Origin of the sequence: Streptomyces sp. YGL11-2 (assembly GCF_050054615.1) — a bacterium.
Taxonomy (GTDB): Bacteria; Actinomycetota; Actinomycetes; order Streptomycetales; family Streptomycetaceae; genus Streptomyces.
The window spans coordinates 1-17,019 of record NZ_JBNHIN010000028.1 but is presented as its reverse complement, the minus strand read 5'-3'; the positions used below and the strand labels follow the sequence as shown (position 1 = coordinate 17,019).

The following is a 17,019-nucleotide window of genomic DNA, read 5'->3' as shown; positions in this document are numbered from 1 at the left end:
ATACGGAGAGCGAAAAAAACCGATCACCGGCGCTCAGGAACCCTGCTGCGGGGCCACCGCGTCGCGCCAGACCCGGACGTCGAGGGTCACATAGCTGCTCGGGTCCGAGTCCGCCGACTTGCCCTGGAACGTGATCAGCGCGATCGTGCCGCTGCTGGTGGTCAGGCACATCTGCGAGCCCTCGGTGAGCAGGCCGATGTCCACGCGCGAGGTGAAGCGGGTCTCGCTGCGGCAGGTGTCGAGCGTGCCCTGTTGGCCCGGTCTGAGCAGCACCAGCTTTTCGTCAGGAGCATGGATACCGCCGTCCGAGTTGTCGTTCCCGTCGAGCGCGGCGTCGGCCTCCTCGGCGTGCGTGTTCTTCGGCGTGACGGGGTCGTCGGCGAACGACAGGTAGTAACCGTGGGGCAGGTCGATGCCCTGGGTGTCGACCGGCTGCGGATCCTCCTGCGGCGGCTGAGGGGTATCGGATCCGGTGTCGCCGCTGCTCGGGGAGTCGGTGGGGGTCGGCGTTCCGGTGACGGTCTTCGGCTTGTGGTCGGCGGCCTGGTCGGTCTTCGTCCGGCCGTCGCTCTTCATCACGACGTACACCGCGCCGCCGCCCGCGCCCGCGACGGCCAGCGCGCCGGCCAGCACCAGTGCCACGGCCGGTCCCCTGCGCTTCTTCTTGGGAAGCCGTGGAGCCGACGTTCCGGCGGACGGGGCGGACTCCGGCGCGCCGAAGCCGGGCGGCGGGGTGCGGGGGTGGTCCAGCGCGGTCGGCACCGGGGCGGCCGGCTGGGCCGGTGGCTGCGCCGGGTGGGTCGCGACGCCGGCCGCGAGGACCTCCGGGGGCGGGGTGGGCCGGGGAGCCGGGGCGGCGGCGCGGGTGGTGAGGTCGGCGGCGACGGCGATGGGGAGCCAGTCCTCGGGGCGGCGCAGCTGGGTCTGGCCGGAAGCGGCGGCGCACAGCGCGATGACCTCGGCGACGGACGGCCGGCCGGCCGCGTCCTTGGTCAGGCAGCGGCTCACCAACTCCCGCAGCTCGTCGGGGATTCGGGAGAGGTCGGGCTCCTCGTGGACGATGCGGTAGAGGACGCCGTGCGCGGTGCCCTTGCCGAAGGCCGGGGTGCCGGTGGCCGCGTACGCCGCGACCTGGCCGAGCGCGAAGACGTCGGCGGCGGGGGTGATCGGGGCGCCCGCCGCCTGTTCGGGCGCCATGAAGGCGGGGGTGCCGACGGTGACCCCGCTGCTGGTCAGCGAGGGGGCGTCGGCGGCGCGGGCGATCCCGAAGTCGATGACCCGCGGGCCGTCGGCGGCCAGCAGGACGTTGGACGGCTTCAGGTCGCGGTGGACGATGCCCGCGCGGTGGATGACCTGGAGCGCCTCGGCGACCCCGGCGACCAGCAACAGCACGGTGTACACCGGGAGTTGGCCGTGCCCGGCGACGGCCTCGGCGAGCGAGGGGCCGGGGACGTAGGCGGTGGCGAGCCAGGGGGTGGCGCCGTCAGTGTCGCTGTCGATGACCGGGGCGGTGAACAGCCCCTGGACACGCTGCGCGGCGTGCACCTCCTGCGTGAACCGGCGGCGGAATTCCGTGTCTTCACTGAATTCGGGCCGGATCACCTTGATGGCCACCGGCCGCCCGCCGGGCGTGTGGGAGAGGTAGACCTTGCCCATCCCGCCGGAGCCGAGCTTCGCCGTGAGGCGGTAGCCCGCTATCGTCCGCGGGTCGTCGCCCTCCAGCGGCTGGAAGATCCCGGACGGCCCCACGCTGTTCACCACTACGTCCCCCGAAAGTGCCCCGCGGACCGACCGATTCGCGGACCCGCCGCGGTCGGCGCGGCGGGCGCAGGTCCGCGCCGCTGCAGCACCCTATCCGGCCGCCTGCGCACCGTGGCATCCAGGTCCGGAAAGCCGCCGGCAGCTCAAGCGCCGCGTCCGAAGCGTCCGTTCACGGCCGGTTTGATCACCGCCAACCGCCCCGCGCGGCTTCGCGCCCGCGTACGCCGCGCGCGCGTGACCGGCGCCCGGCCCGATCATTCCTCAGCACGTGCGTTCCCCCGGGCACCCGTTGGCGTGGGCGTATCCGGTACCAGGCGTACGGCCCGACGCGATGGAGCATTCTCCCTTCCGGGGAAATATCCGGCATATCACTGGATCGGAGAACGCCATGGAGCCCAACCCAGGCCCCGACACCGGCCCGAACTCCCGGCGCGTCAGCGTCGTACAGCTCATCTGCCGGGCGTATGGCCTCGCCGATGCGTCGGAGATCACCGAGGAGCACATACACCGCTACGTGAGCGAACACCGGCGGGTGGACGAGCGGACGCAGCAGCTCCGGGACCGGCTGCGCCCGAGGATTCCGCGCCCGCGGGCGTCGGGGGACGCCGCCTGACCCCGGTCGTGCGGCGCGGTGCCGTGCCATGAGGTAAGCAGTTCCCATGGCACACACAGGGGAGAGCGACCGCACCGGGGGGCCGGCGGGGGCCGGACGGCCCGAGGGGAAGGTGGCCGGGCTGCTGCTCGCCGCGGGCGGCGGGCGGCGACTGGGGGGACGACCCAAGGCACTGCTGGACCACCGGGGGCGCCCACTGGTCGAGCATGCCGCGGGGGTTCTGCGGGACGGCGGCTGCGACCCGGTGCACATCGTGCTCGGCGCGGCCGCCGACGCGGTCCACGAGCGGGCCGAACTGGCGGGGTACGGGACCTCGGTGAACCCGGACTGGGCGCAGGGCATGGGCTCCTCGCTCCGGGTGGGCCTGGCCGCGCTGGCCGGTTCGGGGGCGGACGCGGTCGTGGTGTCGCTGGTCGACCAGCCGGGCATCGGCGCCGCGGCGGTGGCCCGGGTGGTGGCCGCGTACGAGGGGCCGGACTCGCTGGCCGCGGCGGCGTACGGGGGCAGGCGGGGGCATCCGGTGCTGTTCGGCGCCGCGCGGTGGGCGGACATCGCGGCGAGCGCGGAGGGCGATCGCGGCGCGCGGGCCTATCTCCGGCGGCATGACGCCGCGATCACGCTCGTCGAGTGCGGGGACGTGGCCGAGGCGTACGACATCGACACACCGGAGGACCTGCGGCGGCTCGAATAGCGGGCGGCGCGAGAAGTGGCGGATGCCACAGCGCGGGCGGTGCGGCCCCGCCCGCGAACCGGGAGCGACCCCTGTGACCTGCGGACGCCGCCCCGCGGGCACGGTCATGGAGCGTGACCGACGTGGCACCGAGAGCCATTCGATCTCGACTTCTGTCGACCCGGAGAATCTCGATATCAACAAACCATTGAAGTTCCGCGATAAGGAAACTAGTCTCCACTGGTCAGAAGCGCCCTGAACCCGAACGGCGCCCGCGACCGTATCTCGGAGCCCGCGGCACCCCGTGCCGCCCCTTGGCGCCCCGGCGGCCGCCAGGCACCGCCGCTGAATGGAGTGACAGCTCATGTCCGCACCAGCGCCGTCCCCGCTGGCCATCGTCGAAGTCGACCCCGCGCACACCCCGGAACGGCAGGGCGAGGTCCTCACCGAGGCCGCACTCGCCTTCGTCGCCGAGCTGCACCGGCGGTTCACCCCGCGCCGCGACGAACTGCTAGCCCGCCGCGCCGAGCGCCGCGCCGACATCGCCCGGACCAGCACGCTGGACTTCCTCCCGGAGACCGCGCAGATCCGCACCGACGACAGCTGGCGGGTCGCCGCGGCCCCCGCCGCCCTCAACGATCGCCGGGTCGAGATCACCGGCCCCACCGACCGCAAGATGACCATCAACGCGCTCAACTCCGGCGCCAGGGTCTGGCTCGCGGACTTCGAGGACGCCTCCGCCCCCACCTGGGAGAACGTCGTCACCGGCCAGCTCAACCTGATCGACGCCTACGAGCGCCGGATCGACTTCACCGACGCCCGCACCGGCAAGTCGTACGCGCTCAAGCCGGCCGAGGAGCTCGCCACCGTCGTGATGCGGCCCCGCGGCTGGCACCTGGAGGAGCGCCACCTGCAGTTCGAGGGCCGCCCGGTCCCCGGCGCACTGGTCGACTTCGGCCTCTACTTCTTCCACAACGCGCAGCGCCTGCTGGACCTCGGCAAGGGCCCGTACTTCTACCTGCCGAAGACCGAGTCGTACCTGGAGGCACGCCTCTGGAACGAGATCTTCGTCTTCGCCCAGGACTACGTCGGCATCCCGCAGGGCACCATCCGCGCCACCGTCCTGATCGAGACCATCACCGCCGCGTACGAGATGGAGGAGATCCTCTACGAGCTGCGCGACCACGCCTCGGGCCTGAACGCCGGACGCTGGGACTACCTCTTCTCCATCGTCAAGAACTTCCGCGACGGCGGCGCCAGGTTCGTCCTCCCCGACCGCAACGCGGTCACCATGACCGCCCCGTTCATGCGCGCCTACACCGAACTGCTGGTCCGCACCTGCCACAAGCGCGGCGCCCACGCCATCGGCGGCATGGCGGCGTTCATCCCCAACCGCCGCGACCCCGAGGCCAACGAGAAGGCCCTCACCAAGGTCAAGAACGACAAGGACCGGGAGGCCGGCGACGGCTTCGACGGCTCCTGGGTCGCCCACCCCGACCTGGTGCCGGTCGCCCGCGCCTCCTTCGACGCGGTCCTCGGCGACCGGCCCCACCAGAAGGACCGACTCCGCGAGGACGTCTCGGTGGCCGCCGCCGACCTCATCGCCATCGACTCCCTCGACGCCAAGCCCACCTACCAGGGCCTGGTCGACGCCGTCCAGGTCGGCACCCGCTACATCGAGGCGTGGCTGCGCGGCCTCGGCGCCGTCGCCATCTTCGGCCTGATGGAGGACGCCGCCACCGCCGAGATCTCCCGCTCCCAGATCTGGCAGTGGGTCGACGCCGGTGTCGTCTTCCAGGACGGCGAACACGCCGGCACCAAGGCCACCGCCGACCTCGTCCGCCGCATCGCCACCGACGAACTCGCCGCGATCCGCGCCGAGTTGGGCGACGAAGCCTTCACCGCCGGCAAGTGGCAGCAGGCCCACGACCTCCTCCTGAAGGTCTCCCTGGACGCCGACTACGCCGACTTCCTGACCCTGCCGGCCTACGAGCTGCTGGGCTGATCCGACGCGCCGCCGGGCGGCCGAAGGGCCGGTACGCACCGCAACACCGCGGTACGCACCGGCCCTTCGCCGTGCCGCTCCCCCTTCAGATTCGAAGGCACCTGTCATGGCCGATCCTGGGGGCGCCGGAGACCACGCCCTCGATGGACCGCAGCACGGCGTCGGTTGACACTTCGTCAGGCTGGCCTGGCGTCATGTGGCGGCGCCGGCACGGTGCGTGGCGGCGTACTCGGCGAAGAAGACGGCCTCGGCGAGGAGGGCGGCGCGGAGTTCGGACAGCAGGACGCGTTCGTTGGGGCCGTGGAGGTTGCAGAGGTTGTCCTCGGCGCCGAAGAGCAGGATCTCGGCGCCCGGTGCCGCCTTGGCCAGGCCGTTGACCAGGGGGATCGAGCCGCCGGACGCGGCGTGTACGGGGCCGGCTCCCCAGGCGCGGCGCAGGGCGGTGCGGGCGGCGCGGTAGGCGGGGCCGCCGATGGCGGCCTCGTACCCCGGGCCGGTGTCGCCCGGGGTGACGGTGAGCGGGATGCCGAAGGGGCGCAGGCTCCGCAGATGGCGGACGAGCGCGGCCTGCGCCTCCTTGGGGTCCTGCCGGGGGTGCACCCGGAGGTTGAGCTTGGCGCGGGCGCGTGGGACGACGGCGGAGGCGGCGTGGTCGACGGGCGGCGCGTCCAGGCCGATGACGGTGATCGCCGGGCCGCTCCAGAGGCGTTCGCCGAGGCCGCCGGAGCCGATGAGGGGGGTGTCGCGGCGGACGCCGGCCAGCTCGCGGAACTCGTCGTCGGTGAGGTCGGTGCCGGACCAGGGTTCGCGGCGCAGGCCCTCGACGGCGACGTCGCCGTGGACGTCGTGGAGGGTGGCGAGGGCCTTGACGAGGACGAGCAGGGCGTCTGGGGCGGCGCCGCCGTACTCGCCGCTGTGAACGGCGGCGCCGAGGGTGCGGGCCTCGACGAAGACCTCGGCGGCGCCGCGCAGGGCGGTGGTGAGGGTGGGGGTGCCGGGCCGGATGCTGCCGGTGTCGGCGATGATCATCGCGTCGCAGGCGAAGAGGTCCGGGTCGGTGGGCGGGTAGTCGTCGAAGGCGCTGCCGTACTCCTCCTGACCCTCGATGACGATCTTGAGGCCGACGGGCGGCCGGCCGCCGAACGCGCGCAGCGCGCCGATGTGCACCATCACGTTGGCCTTGTCGTCGGCGATACCCCGGGCGCGGATGCCACCCTCGATGTCCGTGGGCTCGAACGGCGGGGAGTCCCAGAGGTGTTCGTCGCCGGGCGGCTGGACGTCGTAGTGGGCGTAGAGGAGGACGGTGGGCGCGTCGGGGGTGGGCGGGGGGAGGGTTGCGGTGATGACCGGGGCGGTGTCGGGGAGGTTCAGCTCGCGGATATCGGTGACACCGGCGTCTCTGAGGAGGGCGACGACGAGGTCGCGGGCCTGGAGGACCGGTTCGGGCGAGAAGCCGGGGAAGGCGATGGACGGGATGGCGGCGAGGCGTTTGAGGTCGGCGCACAGGTCGTCCATCAGGGCGTCGACGGTGGACTCCAGCGCGTTGGCGTCGTGGTGCACGCGGGTCCCTCTCTGTGGCGGCGGGCGTGGGCGCACGGTGACTCACTTTCGGTTCTTTTGCAGCATATCGGGCATAACGGGGCGAGTGCGGGTGCGCGCGTGGGGGGGCGGCGGATCGTGGACGCCGCCGAGGCGCGCCAACCTCAGCTCGTACTATGGGTGTAGTAAGAGCGCAGTAAGGGGCGAGTGGGACGTGGCACGGCGGCGGGAGCAGGTGCTGGACGCGGCGATCGAGGTACTGGGGGGCGAGGGCTCCCGGCGGCTGACGTATCAGGCGGTGGACGGCGCGGCGGGGGTGCCGACGGGGACCACGTCCAACTACTTCCGCAACCGGGCGGCGTTGATCGAGGGGATCGTGGCGCACCTCCAGGTGCTGGAGCGGCGCGACTGGGAGGCGTTCACGGCCGGCGTCGCACCGGCCGGCCACCCGGAACTGGCGGCGGCGCTCGCCGCGTTCGTGCGGCATGCCGTCGGGCCGGCGCGGGTCCGTACGGCCGCGCGGTTCGCACTGTTCCTGGAGTCCCCGGGCCGGCCGGAACTGCGGGCGCCGCTGGGACGGGGGCGACAGGCGGTGCTGGAGTGGAGCACGGAGTGGGTCCGCCGCTCCGGGTCGGCGGCGCCCGAACGGCACGGGCGGCTGCTGCTGGACTACGTGGATGGTGTGATGCTTCATCAACTTGCCTTCCCTGAAGGCGCGTTTGCGCCGGAGGAAGAGATCCGGGAGCTGGTGGGGCGGTTGCTCGGGTGAGCGACCCGCCCGAGCGGGGGCGCTGCGTACCGGCGCGCCCCAGGACGGGTGATCTGGCGCGAAAGGGACACCGCGCGGCATGCGGTGTGGTGGAGTGGCGCGGGTGACGAACCATCACCTCGACAGCCGGGCGGCCGGCTACCGCGCCGCGTACGACGAGCAGGTGCGGGGCCGCGGCTTCGCCCCCGGTGAGCCGGGCGCCGAACAGGTCGGGCCGGTGCTGCGCAGGGCGGTGCCGGGGCAGGGCGGGGTGATCCTCTACCGCGACCTGGGCGGGCTGGACGGGCCGGAGCTGGATGCGTTCATCGCCGCGCAGCGCGCGCACTTCGCGGCGCTGGGGCAGCCGGTGGAGTGGAAGTACCACGCGCACGACCTGCCGGCCGACCTGCCCGAGCGGCTGCGGGCCGCCGGGTTCGCCCCCGAGGCGCCGGAGACGGTGATGATCGGGGAGGCGGCGGAGGTCGCCGAGGCCGCCGCCGTGCCGCGGCTCCCCCAGGGGGTGCAGCTGCGCGAGGTCACGGCCCGCGCCGACTTCGCGCGGATCCAGGAGCTCGCGGAGGCGGTGTGGGGCGAGGAGTGGGACTGGCTGCCGGACGCCATGGAGAGGTGGGTGTCCGGCGCGGAGGATCCGTGTGTGGTCATGGTCGCGGAGTCGCTGGCCGGTGAGGTGATCTGCGCGGGCTGGGTGCGCTTCCACACGGGAACGCAGTTCGCGTCGCTGTGGGGCGGCTCCACGCTCCCCAACTGGCGCGGGCAGGGCCTGTACCGGGCGCTGGTGGCGGCGCGGGCGGCGCTCGCCGCGCGGCGCGGGTTCCGCTACGTCCAGGTGGACGCGCTGGAGAGCAGCCGGCCGGTGCTCGCCCGGGTGGGGCTGGTCGCGGCGGCGGTGACCGTGCCGTACGTCTGGCGGCCGGCGGACGTGCGCTGACCATCGGGGACGGCCAACCACCCGCGGCACGGGGCCCGTTGGTGTCCTCCGGTGCGGTCCAGACCTTGCGCCTGACGGGTATACGACACCTTCCAAGTCTGGTAGGAAAGCTTCCTAACGATTGGTGAACCCCCCACGGCCCACTCCGTACAGGAGGACTCCATGCGCACCCGATCGATAGCCAGAGCCCTGCCCAGGACCGCCACCCGTGTCGCGCTCGGCCTCGCACTGCTCGCCGTCCCCGCAACCGCCGTCGCCACCACGGCCGTTCCCCCCGGCCGGGCGCCCGCGCGCACCGCACCCCACAGCGCTTCGCACACCGCTCCGCACGCCGTACGGGCCGGAGTCGGCCTCGACGACCCGGCGAAGAAGGAGATCGCCATGCAGCTGGTCTCCAGCGCGGAGAACTCCTCGCTCGACTGGAAGGCCCAGTACGGGTACATCGAGGACATCGGCGACGGCCGCGGCTACACCGGCGGCATCATCGGGTTCACCTCCGGCACCCACGACATGCTGCAGCTCGTCGAGCTCTACACACAGCGCAAGCCGGACAACGTCCTCGCCACGTACCTTCCGGCGCTGCGCAAGGTCGACGGCAGCGATTCCCACGACGGGCTGGACCCGGACTACCCGAAGGACTGGAAGACGGCGGCGCAGGACCCCGACTTCCAGCAGGCGCAGAACGACGAGCGGGACCGGGTGTACTTCAACCCGGCGGTGGAGCAGGGCAAGGCCGACGGGGTAGGCGTCCTGGGGCAGTTCGCGTACTACGACGCGCTCGTGATGCACGGCGACGGCAGCGACCCGACCGGCTTCTCCGGCATCCGCAAGCGCGCGCTGGCCCAGGCGAAGCCGCCGTCCCAGGGCGGCGACGAGACGGCGTATCTGAACGCCTTCCTCGACGCCCGGGTGTGGGCGATGAAGCAGGAGCCGGCGCACAGCGACACCAGCCGGGTGGACACCGAGCAGCGGGTGTTCCTGAACGAGGGCAACCTCGATCTGCACACCCCGCTGGACTGGAAGGTGTACGGCGACAGCTACCACATCGGCTGACCGGCCCCGCCGCGGACGGCGGTCCGCGCACGCCCAACGGCCCGTACGGGTACGGCGGTTGCCGTTCCCCTACGGGCCGTTGCGATGGGGCGGGGCGGTCGGGTCAGTGCGCGGGCGAGGCCGCGGTCTCACCGTCGTCCATCCGGCCGCGTTCGGGCTGGTGCGGGATCTCCGCGGCGGACGGGGGTGTGTGGCCGTCGGCCGCCGGCGCGTCGGGTGCGGACGGGTCCTTGCGGCCGAAGTGGTTGAAGGCGAGGTTGAGGACGATGGCGACCAGGCAGCCGGTGCTGATCCCGGAGTCCAGGACGACCAGGAGGTCCTTGGGGAAGTTGTGGTAGAACTCCGGCGCCGCGATCGGGATCAGGCCGATGCCGAGGGCGGCGGCGACGATCAGCGCGTTCTCGCCCTTCTCCATGGCGGCGGAGGCCAGCGTCTGGATGCCGCTGGCGGCCACCGAGCCGAACAGCACGATGCCGGCGCCGCCGAGGACCGGTAGCGGGACCAGCGAGATGACCGAGGCGGCGACCGGACACAGGCCCATGACGATCAGGATCGCCCCGCTGGTGGCCACGACGAAGCGGCTGCGGACCTTGGTCATCGCGACCAGGCCGATGTTCTGCGCGAAGGCGCTGTTGGCGAAGCCGTTGAACAGCGGGCTGAGGGCGGTGCCGAGGGTGTCGGCGCGCAGGCCGCCCTCGATGGTGCGCTCGTCCGCCGGGCGGTCCACGATCTTGCCGAGGGCGAGCATGTCGGCCGTCGACTCGGTCATGCAGACCAGCATCACGATGCACATCGAGATGATCGCGGCGAGGTCGAACCGCGGGGCGCCGAAGTGGAACGGCGTCGGGAAGCCGACCAGGCTCGCCTTGGTGAGGACCGAGAAGTGGGTGATGCCGACGGGTATCGCGACCACGGTGCCGGCGATCAGGCCGAGCAGGATGGCGATCTGCTGGAGGAACCCGCGCAGCACCCGGCGCAGCGCGAGCACGATCAGGAAGGTGACCGCGGCCATCGCGATGTTCTTCAACGAGCCGTAGTCCGCGGCCTGTTCGTTGCCGCCCTCGGACCAGCGGAAGGCCACCGGGAGCAGCGAGACGCCGATCAGGGTGATGACGGTGCCGGTGACCACCGGCGGGAAGAAGCGGACGAGCCGGGAGAAGTAGGGGGCGAGGAGGAAGCCCAGGACACCGGCGACGATGACCGCGCCGAAGATCACCGGCAGCGCGTCGTGCGGGCCGTGCTGCTTGGCGATGGCCACCATGGGCGTGACACCGGCGAACGAGACGCCGTTGACGAAGGGGAGCTTGGCCCCGACCTTCCAGAACCCCAGGGTCTGGAGGAGGGTGGCGATCCCGGCGGTGAAGAGGCTGGCGCCCATGAGGAACGCGGTCTCGGTGGGGCTGAGCCCGCAGGCGGGCCCGACGATCATCGGCGGGGCCACCACACCCGCGTACATCGCGGCCACATGCTGGAGGCCGCTGGTGAACATCTTGAAGGGCGGGAGGGTTTCGTCGACCGGATGCTTCCGGTCCTCCTCCGGCTGCTGCCCGGTAATTGCGGCCACTGCGGGCCTCCTGTCGATTTCTGCTCCGCCGGGGGAGGCGGTGCGAGGCTGTCACGGAGGGCGTGCGATGTGGTGCGTGGTGCCGGAAGTCGCGCTGGTGAGCGTGCAGATGGCCGCGCTTGTGGCGCGTGGGCGGCGATGTGGGGGATGACCGGCCCGGGGGTACGAGGTGATCCCGCACCCCCGGGGTCCGGCGCTTGCGGATCCCTGTCGGATCCACAAGCTCAGCCGGGAGCCGTCCCTCCCGACCGAGTCTTGGGTTGTTGTGCCGCGGCCGGGGGGATCAGCCCTCGGCGGCGATACGGGCCAGACGCTGGGCCTCATCGCGCGCGGAGCGGGCGATGGCGTCCTCGTCGACGTTGGTGAGGTGGTTGTCCTCGACGACCGGCTTGCCGTCGACCAGCGACAGCGTGACCGGGGCCGCCGCTCCGAAGACCAGGGCGGTCACCGGGTCGGCGATCGAGGAGTGGGCGAGGGTGTCCAGCTTCCACAGGACCAGGTCGGCGAGCTTGCCCGGCTCCAGGGAGCCGATCTCGCGGGTCCGGCCGAGGACCTGGGCACCGCCGTAGGTGCCGAGCCGCAGCGCCTTGCGGGCGTTGAGGGCGGCCTCCTTGTGGGCGCCGAGGCGGTTGATGAGCAGCGCGTTGCGCAGCTCGGTGTGGAGCTCGCCGGACTCGTTGGAGGCGGTGCCGTCGACGCCGAGGCCGACCGGGACGCCGGCCGCGAGCATGTCCGGGACCCGGGCGATGCCGGCGGCGAGGCGGGCGTTGGAGGACGGGCAGTGCGCCACGCCGGTCTTCGTGCGGGCGAAGGCGGCGATGTCGGAGTCGTTCATGTGGACGCAGTGCGCCATCCACACGTCGTCACCGAGCCAGCCGGTGGACTCGAAGTAGTCGGTGGGGCCCATGCCGAACAGCTCGTGGCAGAACTTCTCCTCCTCCACGGTCTCCGAGCCGTGGGTGTGCATCCGCACGCCCTTGCGGCGGGCGAGCGCGGCGCCCTCCTTGAGGAGTTCGGTGGAGATGGAGAACGGGGAGCAGGGTGCGGCGGCGATGTGCACCATCGAGCCGAACGAGGCGTCGTGGTGCTTGTCGATGGCCTCTTCGGTGGCGATCAGGGCGCCCTCGGTGGTCTCCACCGCGAAGTCCGGCGGCAGTCCGCCGTCCTTCTCGCTGCGGTCCATGGAGCCGCGGGCGAGGGTGATCCGGGCGCCGATCTCGGCGACCGCGGCCAGTTCGGCGCCGACGAGGTCGCCGGAGCCCTTGGGGAAGACGTAGTGGTGGTCGGAGGCGGTGGTGACGCCACCCCTGACCATCATGCCGAGCGAGCCCTGGGTGGCCGCGGTGAGCATCTGCGCGTCGATCCGGGCCCAGGTCGGGTAGAGCGCGACCAACCAGTTGAAGAGGTTGTGGTCGGTGGCCAGGCCACGGGTGATCCACTGGTAGAAGTGGTGGTGGGTGTTGATCAGGCCCGGGGTGACCAGGTGGCCGGTCCCGTCGACGCGGCGGACCACGTTCGCAAGGCCCTCGGGGGCCTTTCCCGCGCCCAGCGACTCGATGACGTTGTCCGCGACGACGACATGTCCGTTGGCGTACTCGGTGTCGTCGGCGTCGACGGTCGCGATGGCGCAGTTCTCGATAACGATGCGCTGCTTCACCGCGCTGTCAGGGGCTGCCGATGCTGCCATGGGGCTTTCCTCGTTCTTTCGTGGCGATGTGGGCACGGCAAGGCCCTACGGGATTTGAGTGCCGGAGCCGGACGACGCGGCTGACAGTACCGCTGCCCGTGGTGTGCTCCGGGTGCCGAGATGATGGAAGAACAGGTTGAGCAGGACCGCGGCCAGGGCTCCGGCGCTGATCCCGGAGCCGAGCACGGTCTGTGCCCAGGCGGGGAACCCGGCGTAGAAGGTCGGCGCGGCGAGCGGGATGATGCCCGCACCGAGCGACACGGCCACCAGGATGATGTTGGAGCTGTCGTCGAGTCCGGCCTCGGAGAGCGTACGGATGCCGCTGACCGCGATCGAGCCGAACAGCACGATACCCGCGCCGCCCAGCACCGGCATCGGTACGAGGGAGACCACCGCGCCCAGGACGGGGAAGACGCCGAGCACCAGGAGCACCGCGCCGGCCAGTGCGACGACATAGCGGCTGCGGACCCGGGTGAGCGAGACCACGCCGACGTTCTGCGCGAAGGCGCTGGTCGGGAAGCCGCCGAAGACCGGCCCGAGGAGGGTGGCGATGCCGTCGGTGCGCAGTCCGCGGGTGATGGTGTCGCCGGTGGTCGGGCGGTCGCAGATCTCGCCGAGGGCCAGCATCCCGGCCGACGACTCGGTCATCAGCACCAGCATCACGATGCACAGGGAGAGGATCGCGGCGGGCTGGAACTCCGGCGGGCCGAAGGAGAACGGGGTGGGCAGTGCGGCGACCGGGGCCGAGCGCAGCCCGTCGAAGCTCGCCATCCCGAAGGGGATCGCGGCCAGCGTGCCGGCGACCAGGCCGATCAGCAGCGCGATCTGCTTGACGAAGCCCTTGGTGAAGCGCTGGATCAGCAGCACCACGAGGAGGGTGAAGCCGGCCAGTGCCAGGTTCTGCGGGGAGCCGAAGTCGGCGGCGTGCTTGTCGCCGCCCTGTGCCCAGCCGACCGGTACGGGCATCAGCGTGACCCCGATGAGGGTGATCACGACGCCGGTGACCAGCGGCGGGAAGAAGCGGAGCAGTCTCCCGAAGAACGGTCCGACCGCCAGGCAGAACACCCCGGCGACCATCACCGCGCCGTAGATGGCGGGGAGTTGGTGGCCCTTGGCGGTGGTCTCGGCGATGGCGAGCATCGGGGTGATACCGGCGGAGCTGGCCGCGTTGACGAACGGCAGGCGGTTGCCGGCGAACTTACGGATGCCGAGCGTCTGCAACAGCGTTGCGCACCCGGCGATGAGCAGGCTGGCGGCGATGAGCCGGGTCCGGCCCGCGGTGTCCAGGCCGACGGCCTGGCCGACGATGAGCGGAGGGGTGACGACGCCGGCGTACATGGCGGCGATGTGCTGGAGGGCGGCCGGGGCGAGCCGCTTGACTGCCGGCTTCTCGTCCACCGGATGGACCGGTGGGACGGGGTGGTGCGGGGCTTGCTCGTGCTGTGCCATGGGTCGTTCCCCTCGGGTTTCGTGTCCCCTCCCCGCTGCGGGGTGGGGAGGGGACACGAGGCACGGCGTTGCGTCGGAACCGTCAGAGGTTCGTCAGATCCATCGGGATCCGGGCTTCGACACCGTCGCGCAGAACAGTGGCTTCGATCAGGCCGTACGGGCGGTCCGCCGCGTAGTAGACCTCGTTGTCGTTCTTGAGCCCGAAGGGCTCCAGGTCCACGAGGAAGTGGTGCTTGTTGGGCAGCGAGAAGCGGATCTCGTCGACCTCGGACCTGTTGTTGATGATGCGCGCGCCCATCTGGTACAGGGTCTGCTGCAGCGAGAGGCTGTAGGTCTCGGCGAACGCCTGCAGCATGTGCTTCTTGACCTGCTCGTACGAACGCTCCCAGTTGGGCATCCGCTGCTCGTCGTCGGTCCAGTTGAACCGCCAGCGGCTGGACACCTGCGTGGCGAGGATGCGGTCGTACGCCTCCTTCAGGGTCGTGTACTTGTCCTTGATGTACCCCCAGAACTCCGAGTTGGTGGAGTTCATGACGACCAGGTCCTTGAGGCCCGAGATGACCTGCCACTGCTCGCCGTCGTAGGTGATCTCGGTCAGCCGGGTCTCCTGGCCCTTGCGGACGAAGGAGTGCTTGACGTCGTCGGAGCCGATGAACCGCGAGTTGGCGTCCGCGGTCTCGATCCGCTCCCAGGCGTACTCCTCGATCCGGATGCGGGCCCTCTTGATCGGCTCCTGACTGGTCACGAAGTGCCGGGCCAGGTGGATGCCGAACTGCTCGGCCGACTCGATCCCGTACTCCTTGGCGAAGGCGTACACGGTGTTCTTGGTCGTGTCGGTGGGCAGGCAGTTGGCGTTGGAGCCGGAGAGGTGGACCTCTTCCAGGTCGCCGGAGAGCGCGACCGAGACGTTCAGGTCCTTGATGTGGTGCGTGGTGCCGTCGCGAGTGATCTTGACGACGCGGTTTTCCGCTTTGCCGTACTGGTTCTGGCCGAGAATCGTGGGCATGTCGGTGCTAGCTCCCTCGGTATACGGAGTAGCCGAACGGGTTGAGCAGCAGCGGTACGTGGTAGTGCTCGCCCGGCTTGACGGCAAAGGTGATTGCCACCTCCGGGAAGAAGGCTCCGCTGTCCCTTACGCGGGGGGCGTCCTGCTGTTCCTCGGCTTGCTTGTGGATGCTGTGCTGTTCGGAAACGAAGTACTCCTCGACCGCGAAGTCGAGGCGGACATGGGTGGTGCCTGCCGGCAGGGCCGGGAGATCCTTGCAGCGCCCGTCCCCGTCGGTCGTGGACGCGCCGTGGGCGGTCCAGGCGCCGGCGCTGCCGGAGCGCACGGCGAGCGTGAGGGCGACGCCCTCGGCGGGGCGGCCCACGCTGGTGTCCAGGATGTGCGTGGACACCGACGTCGGTGCGGCCGTCTCGCTGCTCATGCTGCGTCTCCTTCTGCGATGCGGGTCAGGCGAATGCGGTTGATCTTGCCGAGCTCCACACGAACGATCTCTCGTTCCTGTTCCGGCGTGTTGTCGATCCGGTTACGGACCGCGTCGCGCATCTGCTCGCCGGTACGGCCGGTGGCGCAGATCAGGAAGACGTGGCCGAACTTCTCCTGGTAGGCCAGGTTCAGTTCGAGCATCTCCTCCTTGAGTGCGTCGGAGGCGCCCGACATTCCGCTCTGCTCGCGGTTCGAGGTCGCGTCTCCCGGCTTCGGCCGGCCGATGGGCGGGTGCCCGGCCATCGCCTCGGCCAGGTCCTCCGCGGACAGCTCGGCCATGGCGGCGTCGCTCGCGGCGAACAGGGCGTCGGTGGTGGCGTAGGGGCGCTGGGCGAGAATCTCGCTCCCCCAGGACCGGCTGGCGCACACCTCGTGCAGTGCGGCCCGAGCCGTACTGTCGTCGGCGGCGTTGAACCGGGAGAGCCCTTGGGGCGTACTCGAAGACACGGGAAGCCTCCGTGGCCTGGTGCTGGACAGCCTGTTTGGCTGGAAACAGCTAAGACCCCCGGCAACATCACGTCAACACTTTGTTGAAAAGTCGGCGACACAAAAGCCGCCGCCCGGTGAGTTCGGGGCGGCGGCTTCGGGCCTGCTGCGGGCGTTCCGGCCGGTTCAGCTCAGTCGGCGTCCTTCGCGGCGGATTCCCGGTTCAGGTAGTTGTAAACGGTGAAACGGCTGACACCGAGCGCCCCGGCGACGGTTTCCACGCCGTGCCGGACGGAGAACGCGCCCCGCGTCTCCAGTATGCGCACGACCGACTGCTTGGTCTTGCGGTCCAGCTCCGACAGCGGCATACCGTGCCGGCGCTCCAGCTCGGCGAGGATGTGGTCGAGCGAATCCGACAGGTGGGGAAGCCGTACGGCCACCCGGTCCTGCCCCTCCCAGGCCAGCACGACGTCGTCGCCCCGGGCCTGGTCAGGCGCGACCAGTCGGCCGCCCATCGCATCCACCAGCGGCTTGACCGCCTGGACGAACGGGTGGTCGGCGGGCTCGGTCACGACTCGTCCCCCTCGTCCTCGGCCGCGCCGGCCCCGTGGGCGTCCGCGATCACATTGACCTGGAGGGAGACGCGGGTGGCGCCGGCCTCCAGGGATTCGCGCAGCAGGGCGTTCACCGCCGCCAGTACCCGGCCGGCCTCCCCTTCGGCCGTGTTGCCGAAGGGTCCGACGTCGACGGCGTCCAGCCCGGCTCCGGTGACGATGTCCCGCGCCACCACCGCATGATCCGGCGCCTCGTCCAGATCGAACGGCTCCGTCGTGAACTCAACTCTCAATCGCACGCCGTTCAACCTACGCGCGGTTCGGCCCGGCCACCAGAAATTGGCTCCGGTCCCCCTTGACAGCCTCCCCGCCCGCCCGGCAGTGTTCCATTACGCAGAAAGTAAGTTCCGCGATCCGGAAGGAGCGCCGGCCCTATGGGTTTCACGGACATGCGCTTCAACGTCAACCTGTCGATTCTGTTCACCGAGCTTCCGTTGCTGGAGCGGCCGGCT

Annotated in this window: 16 protein-coding genes; 6 read left to right on the top strand and 10 right to left on the bottom strand. The window is 71.2% G+C overall.

All coding sequences use genetic code 11. The features are described 5' to 3' along the window. Positions 1–33 precede the first annotated feature (33 nt). Positions 34–1,761, bottom strand: a complete 1,728-nt coding sequence (locus tag ACO1BR_RS27540) for a serine/threonine-protein kinase (protein ID WP_426797802.1) — start codon at positions 1,759–1,761, stop codon at positions 34–36. 388 nt (positions 1,762–2,149) lie between these two features. Between ACO1BR_RS27540 and ACO1BR_RS27535 the strand changes: the two genes are divergently transcribed. The 3 genes from ACO1BR_RS27535 to aceB all read left to right on the top strand — a co-directional run bounded on the left by ACO1BR_RS27535 (position 2,150) and on the right by aceB (position 5,049). Then, a complete protein-coding gene (locus tag ACO1BR_RS27535) occupies positions 2,150–2,374 on the top strand; it encodes a hypothetical protein (RefSeq protein ID WP_159507400.1) in 225 nt (74 codons plus the stop codon). A 112-nt stretch (positions 2,375–2,486) separates the two neighbouring features. Continuing rightward, the gene (locus tag ACO1BR_RS27530) at positions 2,487–3,065 is read left to right on the top strand and encodes a nucleotidyltransferase family protein (protein WP_426797878.1); all 579 of its coding nucleotides are present in this window, start codon (positions 2,487–2,489) and stop codon (positions 3,063–3,065) included. Positions 3,066–3,408: 343 nt separating this feature from the next. Then, a complete protein-coding gene (aceB, locus tag ACO1BR_RS27525) occupies positions 3,409–5,049 on the top strand; it encodes a malate synthase A (protein WP_426797801.1) in 1,641 nt (546 codons plus the stop codon). 192 nt (positions 5,050–5,241) lie between these two features. On the opposite strand, the gene ACO1BR_RS27520 is transcribed toward aceB, so the two are convergent. Further along, complete coding sequence (locus ACO1BR_RS27520) at positions 5,242–6,609, bottom strand: M20/M25/M40 family metallo-hydrolase (RefSeq protein ID WP_426797800.1); 1,368 nt, start codon at positions 6,607–6,609, stop codon at positions 5,242–5,244. Between the two features lie 193 nt (positions 6,610–6,802). Here ACO1BR_RS27520 and ACO1BR_RS27515 point away from each other — a divergent pair, with 193 nt between their 5' ends. The 3 genes from ACO1BR_RS27515 to ACO1BR_RS27505 all read left to right on the top strand — a co-directional run bounded on the left by ACO1BR_RS27515 (position 6,803) and on the right by ACO1BR_RS27505 (position 9,338). After that, on the top strand, positions 6,803–7,357 hold the full coding sequence (locus ACO1BR_RS27515; protein WP_426797799.1) for a TetR/AcrR family transcriptional regulator: 555 nt from the start codon (positions 6,803–6,805) through the stop codon (positions 7,355–7,357). Positions 7,358–7,460: 103 nt separating this feature from the next. Next, the gene (locus tag ACO1BR_RS27510) at positions 7,461–8,285 is read left to right on the top strand and encodes a GNAT family N-acetyltransferase (protein WP_426797798.1); all 825 of its coding nucleotides are present in this window, start codon (positions 7,461–7,463) and stop codon (positions 8,283–8,285) included. Positions 8,286–8,447: 162 nt separating this feature from the next. Then, on the top strand, positions 8,448–9,338 hold the full coding sequence (locus tag ACO1BR_RS27505) for a chitosanase (RefSeq protein WP_426797797.1): 891 nt from the start codon (positions 8,448–8,450) through the stop codon (positions 9,336–9,338). A gap of 103 nt (positions 9,339–9,441) precedes the next feature. Here the strand turns inward: ACO1BR_RS27505 and ACO1BR_RS27500 are convergent, their stop codons facing one another. The 8 genes from ACO1BR_RS27500 to ACO1BR_RS27465 form a co-directional block, all read right to left on the bottom strand. Further along, on the bottom strand, positions 9,442–10,902 hold the full coding sequence (locus ACO1BR_RS27500) for a nucleobase:cation symporter-2 family protein (RefSeq protein ID WP_426797796.1): 1,461 nt from the start codon (positions 10,900–10,902) through the stop codon (positions 9,442–9,444). Between the two features lie 283 nt (positions 10,903–11,185). Next, complete coding sequence (locus tag ACO1BR_RS27495; RefSeq protein ID WP_426797795.1) at positions 11,186–12,589, bottom strand: 8-oxoguanine deaminase; 1,404 nt, start codon at positions 12,587–12,589, stop codon at positions 11,186–11,188. 45 nt (positions 12,590–12,634) lie between these two features. Then, entirely contained in the window at positions 12,635–14,038 is a 1,404-nt protein-coding gene (locus ACO1BR_RS27490) for a nucleobase:cation symporter-2 family protein (RefSeq protein WP_426797794.1), read from the bottom strand. An 82-nt stretch (positions 14,039–14,120) separates the two neighbouring features. Then, positions 14,121–15,044, bottom strand: a complete 924-nt coding sequence (gene pucL, locus ACO1BR_RS27485; protein WP_426797793.1) for a factor-independent urate hydroxylase — start codon at positions 15,042–15,044, stop codon at positions 14,121–14,123. Positions 15,045–15,051: 7 nt separating this feature from the next. After that, positions 15,052–15,465 (bottom strand): hydroxyisourate hydrolase, encoded by a 414-nt coding sequence (gene uraH, locus ACO1BR_RS27480; protein ID WP_426797792.1) that lies wholly within the window; start codon positions 15,463–15,465, stop codon positions 15,052–15,054. Continuing rightward, positions 15,462–15,974 carry a 2-oxo-4-hydroxy-4-carboxy-5-ureidoimidazoline decarboxylase gene (uraD, locus tag ACO1BR_RS27475; RefSeq protein ID WP_426797791.1) on the bottom strand — a complete coding sequence of 171 codons (513 nt, stop codon included), beginning with the start codon at positions 15,972–15,974 and terminating at the stop codon, positions 15,462–15,464. Before uraD ends, uraH begins: the two co-directional genes overlap by 4 nt. Positions 15,975–16,144: 170 nt before the next feature. After that, complete coding sequence (locus ACO1BR_RS27470) at positions 16,145–16,525, bottom strand: helix-turn-helix domain-containing protein (RefSeq protein ID WP_426797790.1); 381 nt, start codon at positions 16,523–16,525, stop codon at positions 16,145–16,147. After that, on the bottom strand, positions 16,522–16,806 hold the full coding sequence (locus ACO1BR_RS27465; protein WP_159507411.1) for a hypothetical protein: 285 nt from the start codon (positions 16,804–16,806) through the stop codon (positions 16,522–16,524). The genes ACO1BR_RS27470 and ACO1BR_RS27465 overlap by 4 nt, the downstream gene beginning before the upstream one ends. Positions 16,807–17,019 lie beyond the last annotated feature (213 nt).

What these genes read in the sequence shown, in the direction of transcription:
- ACO1BR_RS27535 (WP_159507400.1), top strand. Translation starts at nt 2,150, where the DNA reads ATGGAGCCCAACCCAGGCCCCGACACCGGCCCGAACTCCCGGCGCGTC.
- aceB (WP_426797801.1), top strand. Translation starts at nt 3,409, where the DNA reads ATGTCCGCACCAGCGCCGTCCCCGCTGGCCATCGTCGAAGTCGACCCC.
- ACO1BR_RS27505 (WP_426797797.1), top strand. Translation starts at nt 8,448, where the DNA reads ATGCGCACCCGATCGATAGCCAGAGCCCTGCCCAGGACCGCCACCCGT.
- ACO1BR_RS27495 (WP_426797795.1), bottom strand. Translation starts at nt 12,589, where the DNA reads ATGGCAGCATCGGCAGCCCCTGACAGCGCGGTGAAGCAGCGCATCGTT.
- ACO1BR_RS27490 (WP_426797794.1), bottom strand. Translation starts at nt 14,038, where the DNA reads ATGGCACAGCACGAGCAAGCCCCGCACCACCCCGTCCCACCGGTCCAT.
- pucL (WP_426797793.1), bottom strand. Translation starts at nt 15,044, where the DNA reads ATGCCCACGATTCTCGGCCAGAACCAGTACGGCAAAGCGGAAAACCGC.
- uraH (WP_426797792.1), bottom strand. Translation starts at nt 15,465, where the DNA reads ATGAGCAGCGAGACGGCCGCACCGACGTCGGTGTCCACGCACATCCTG.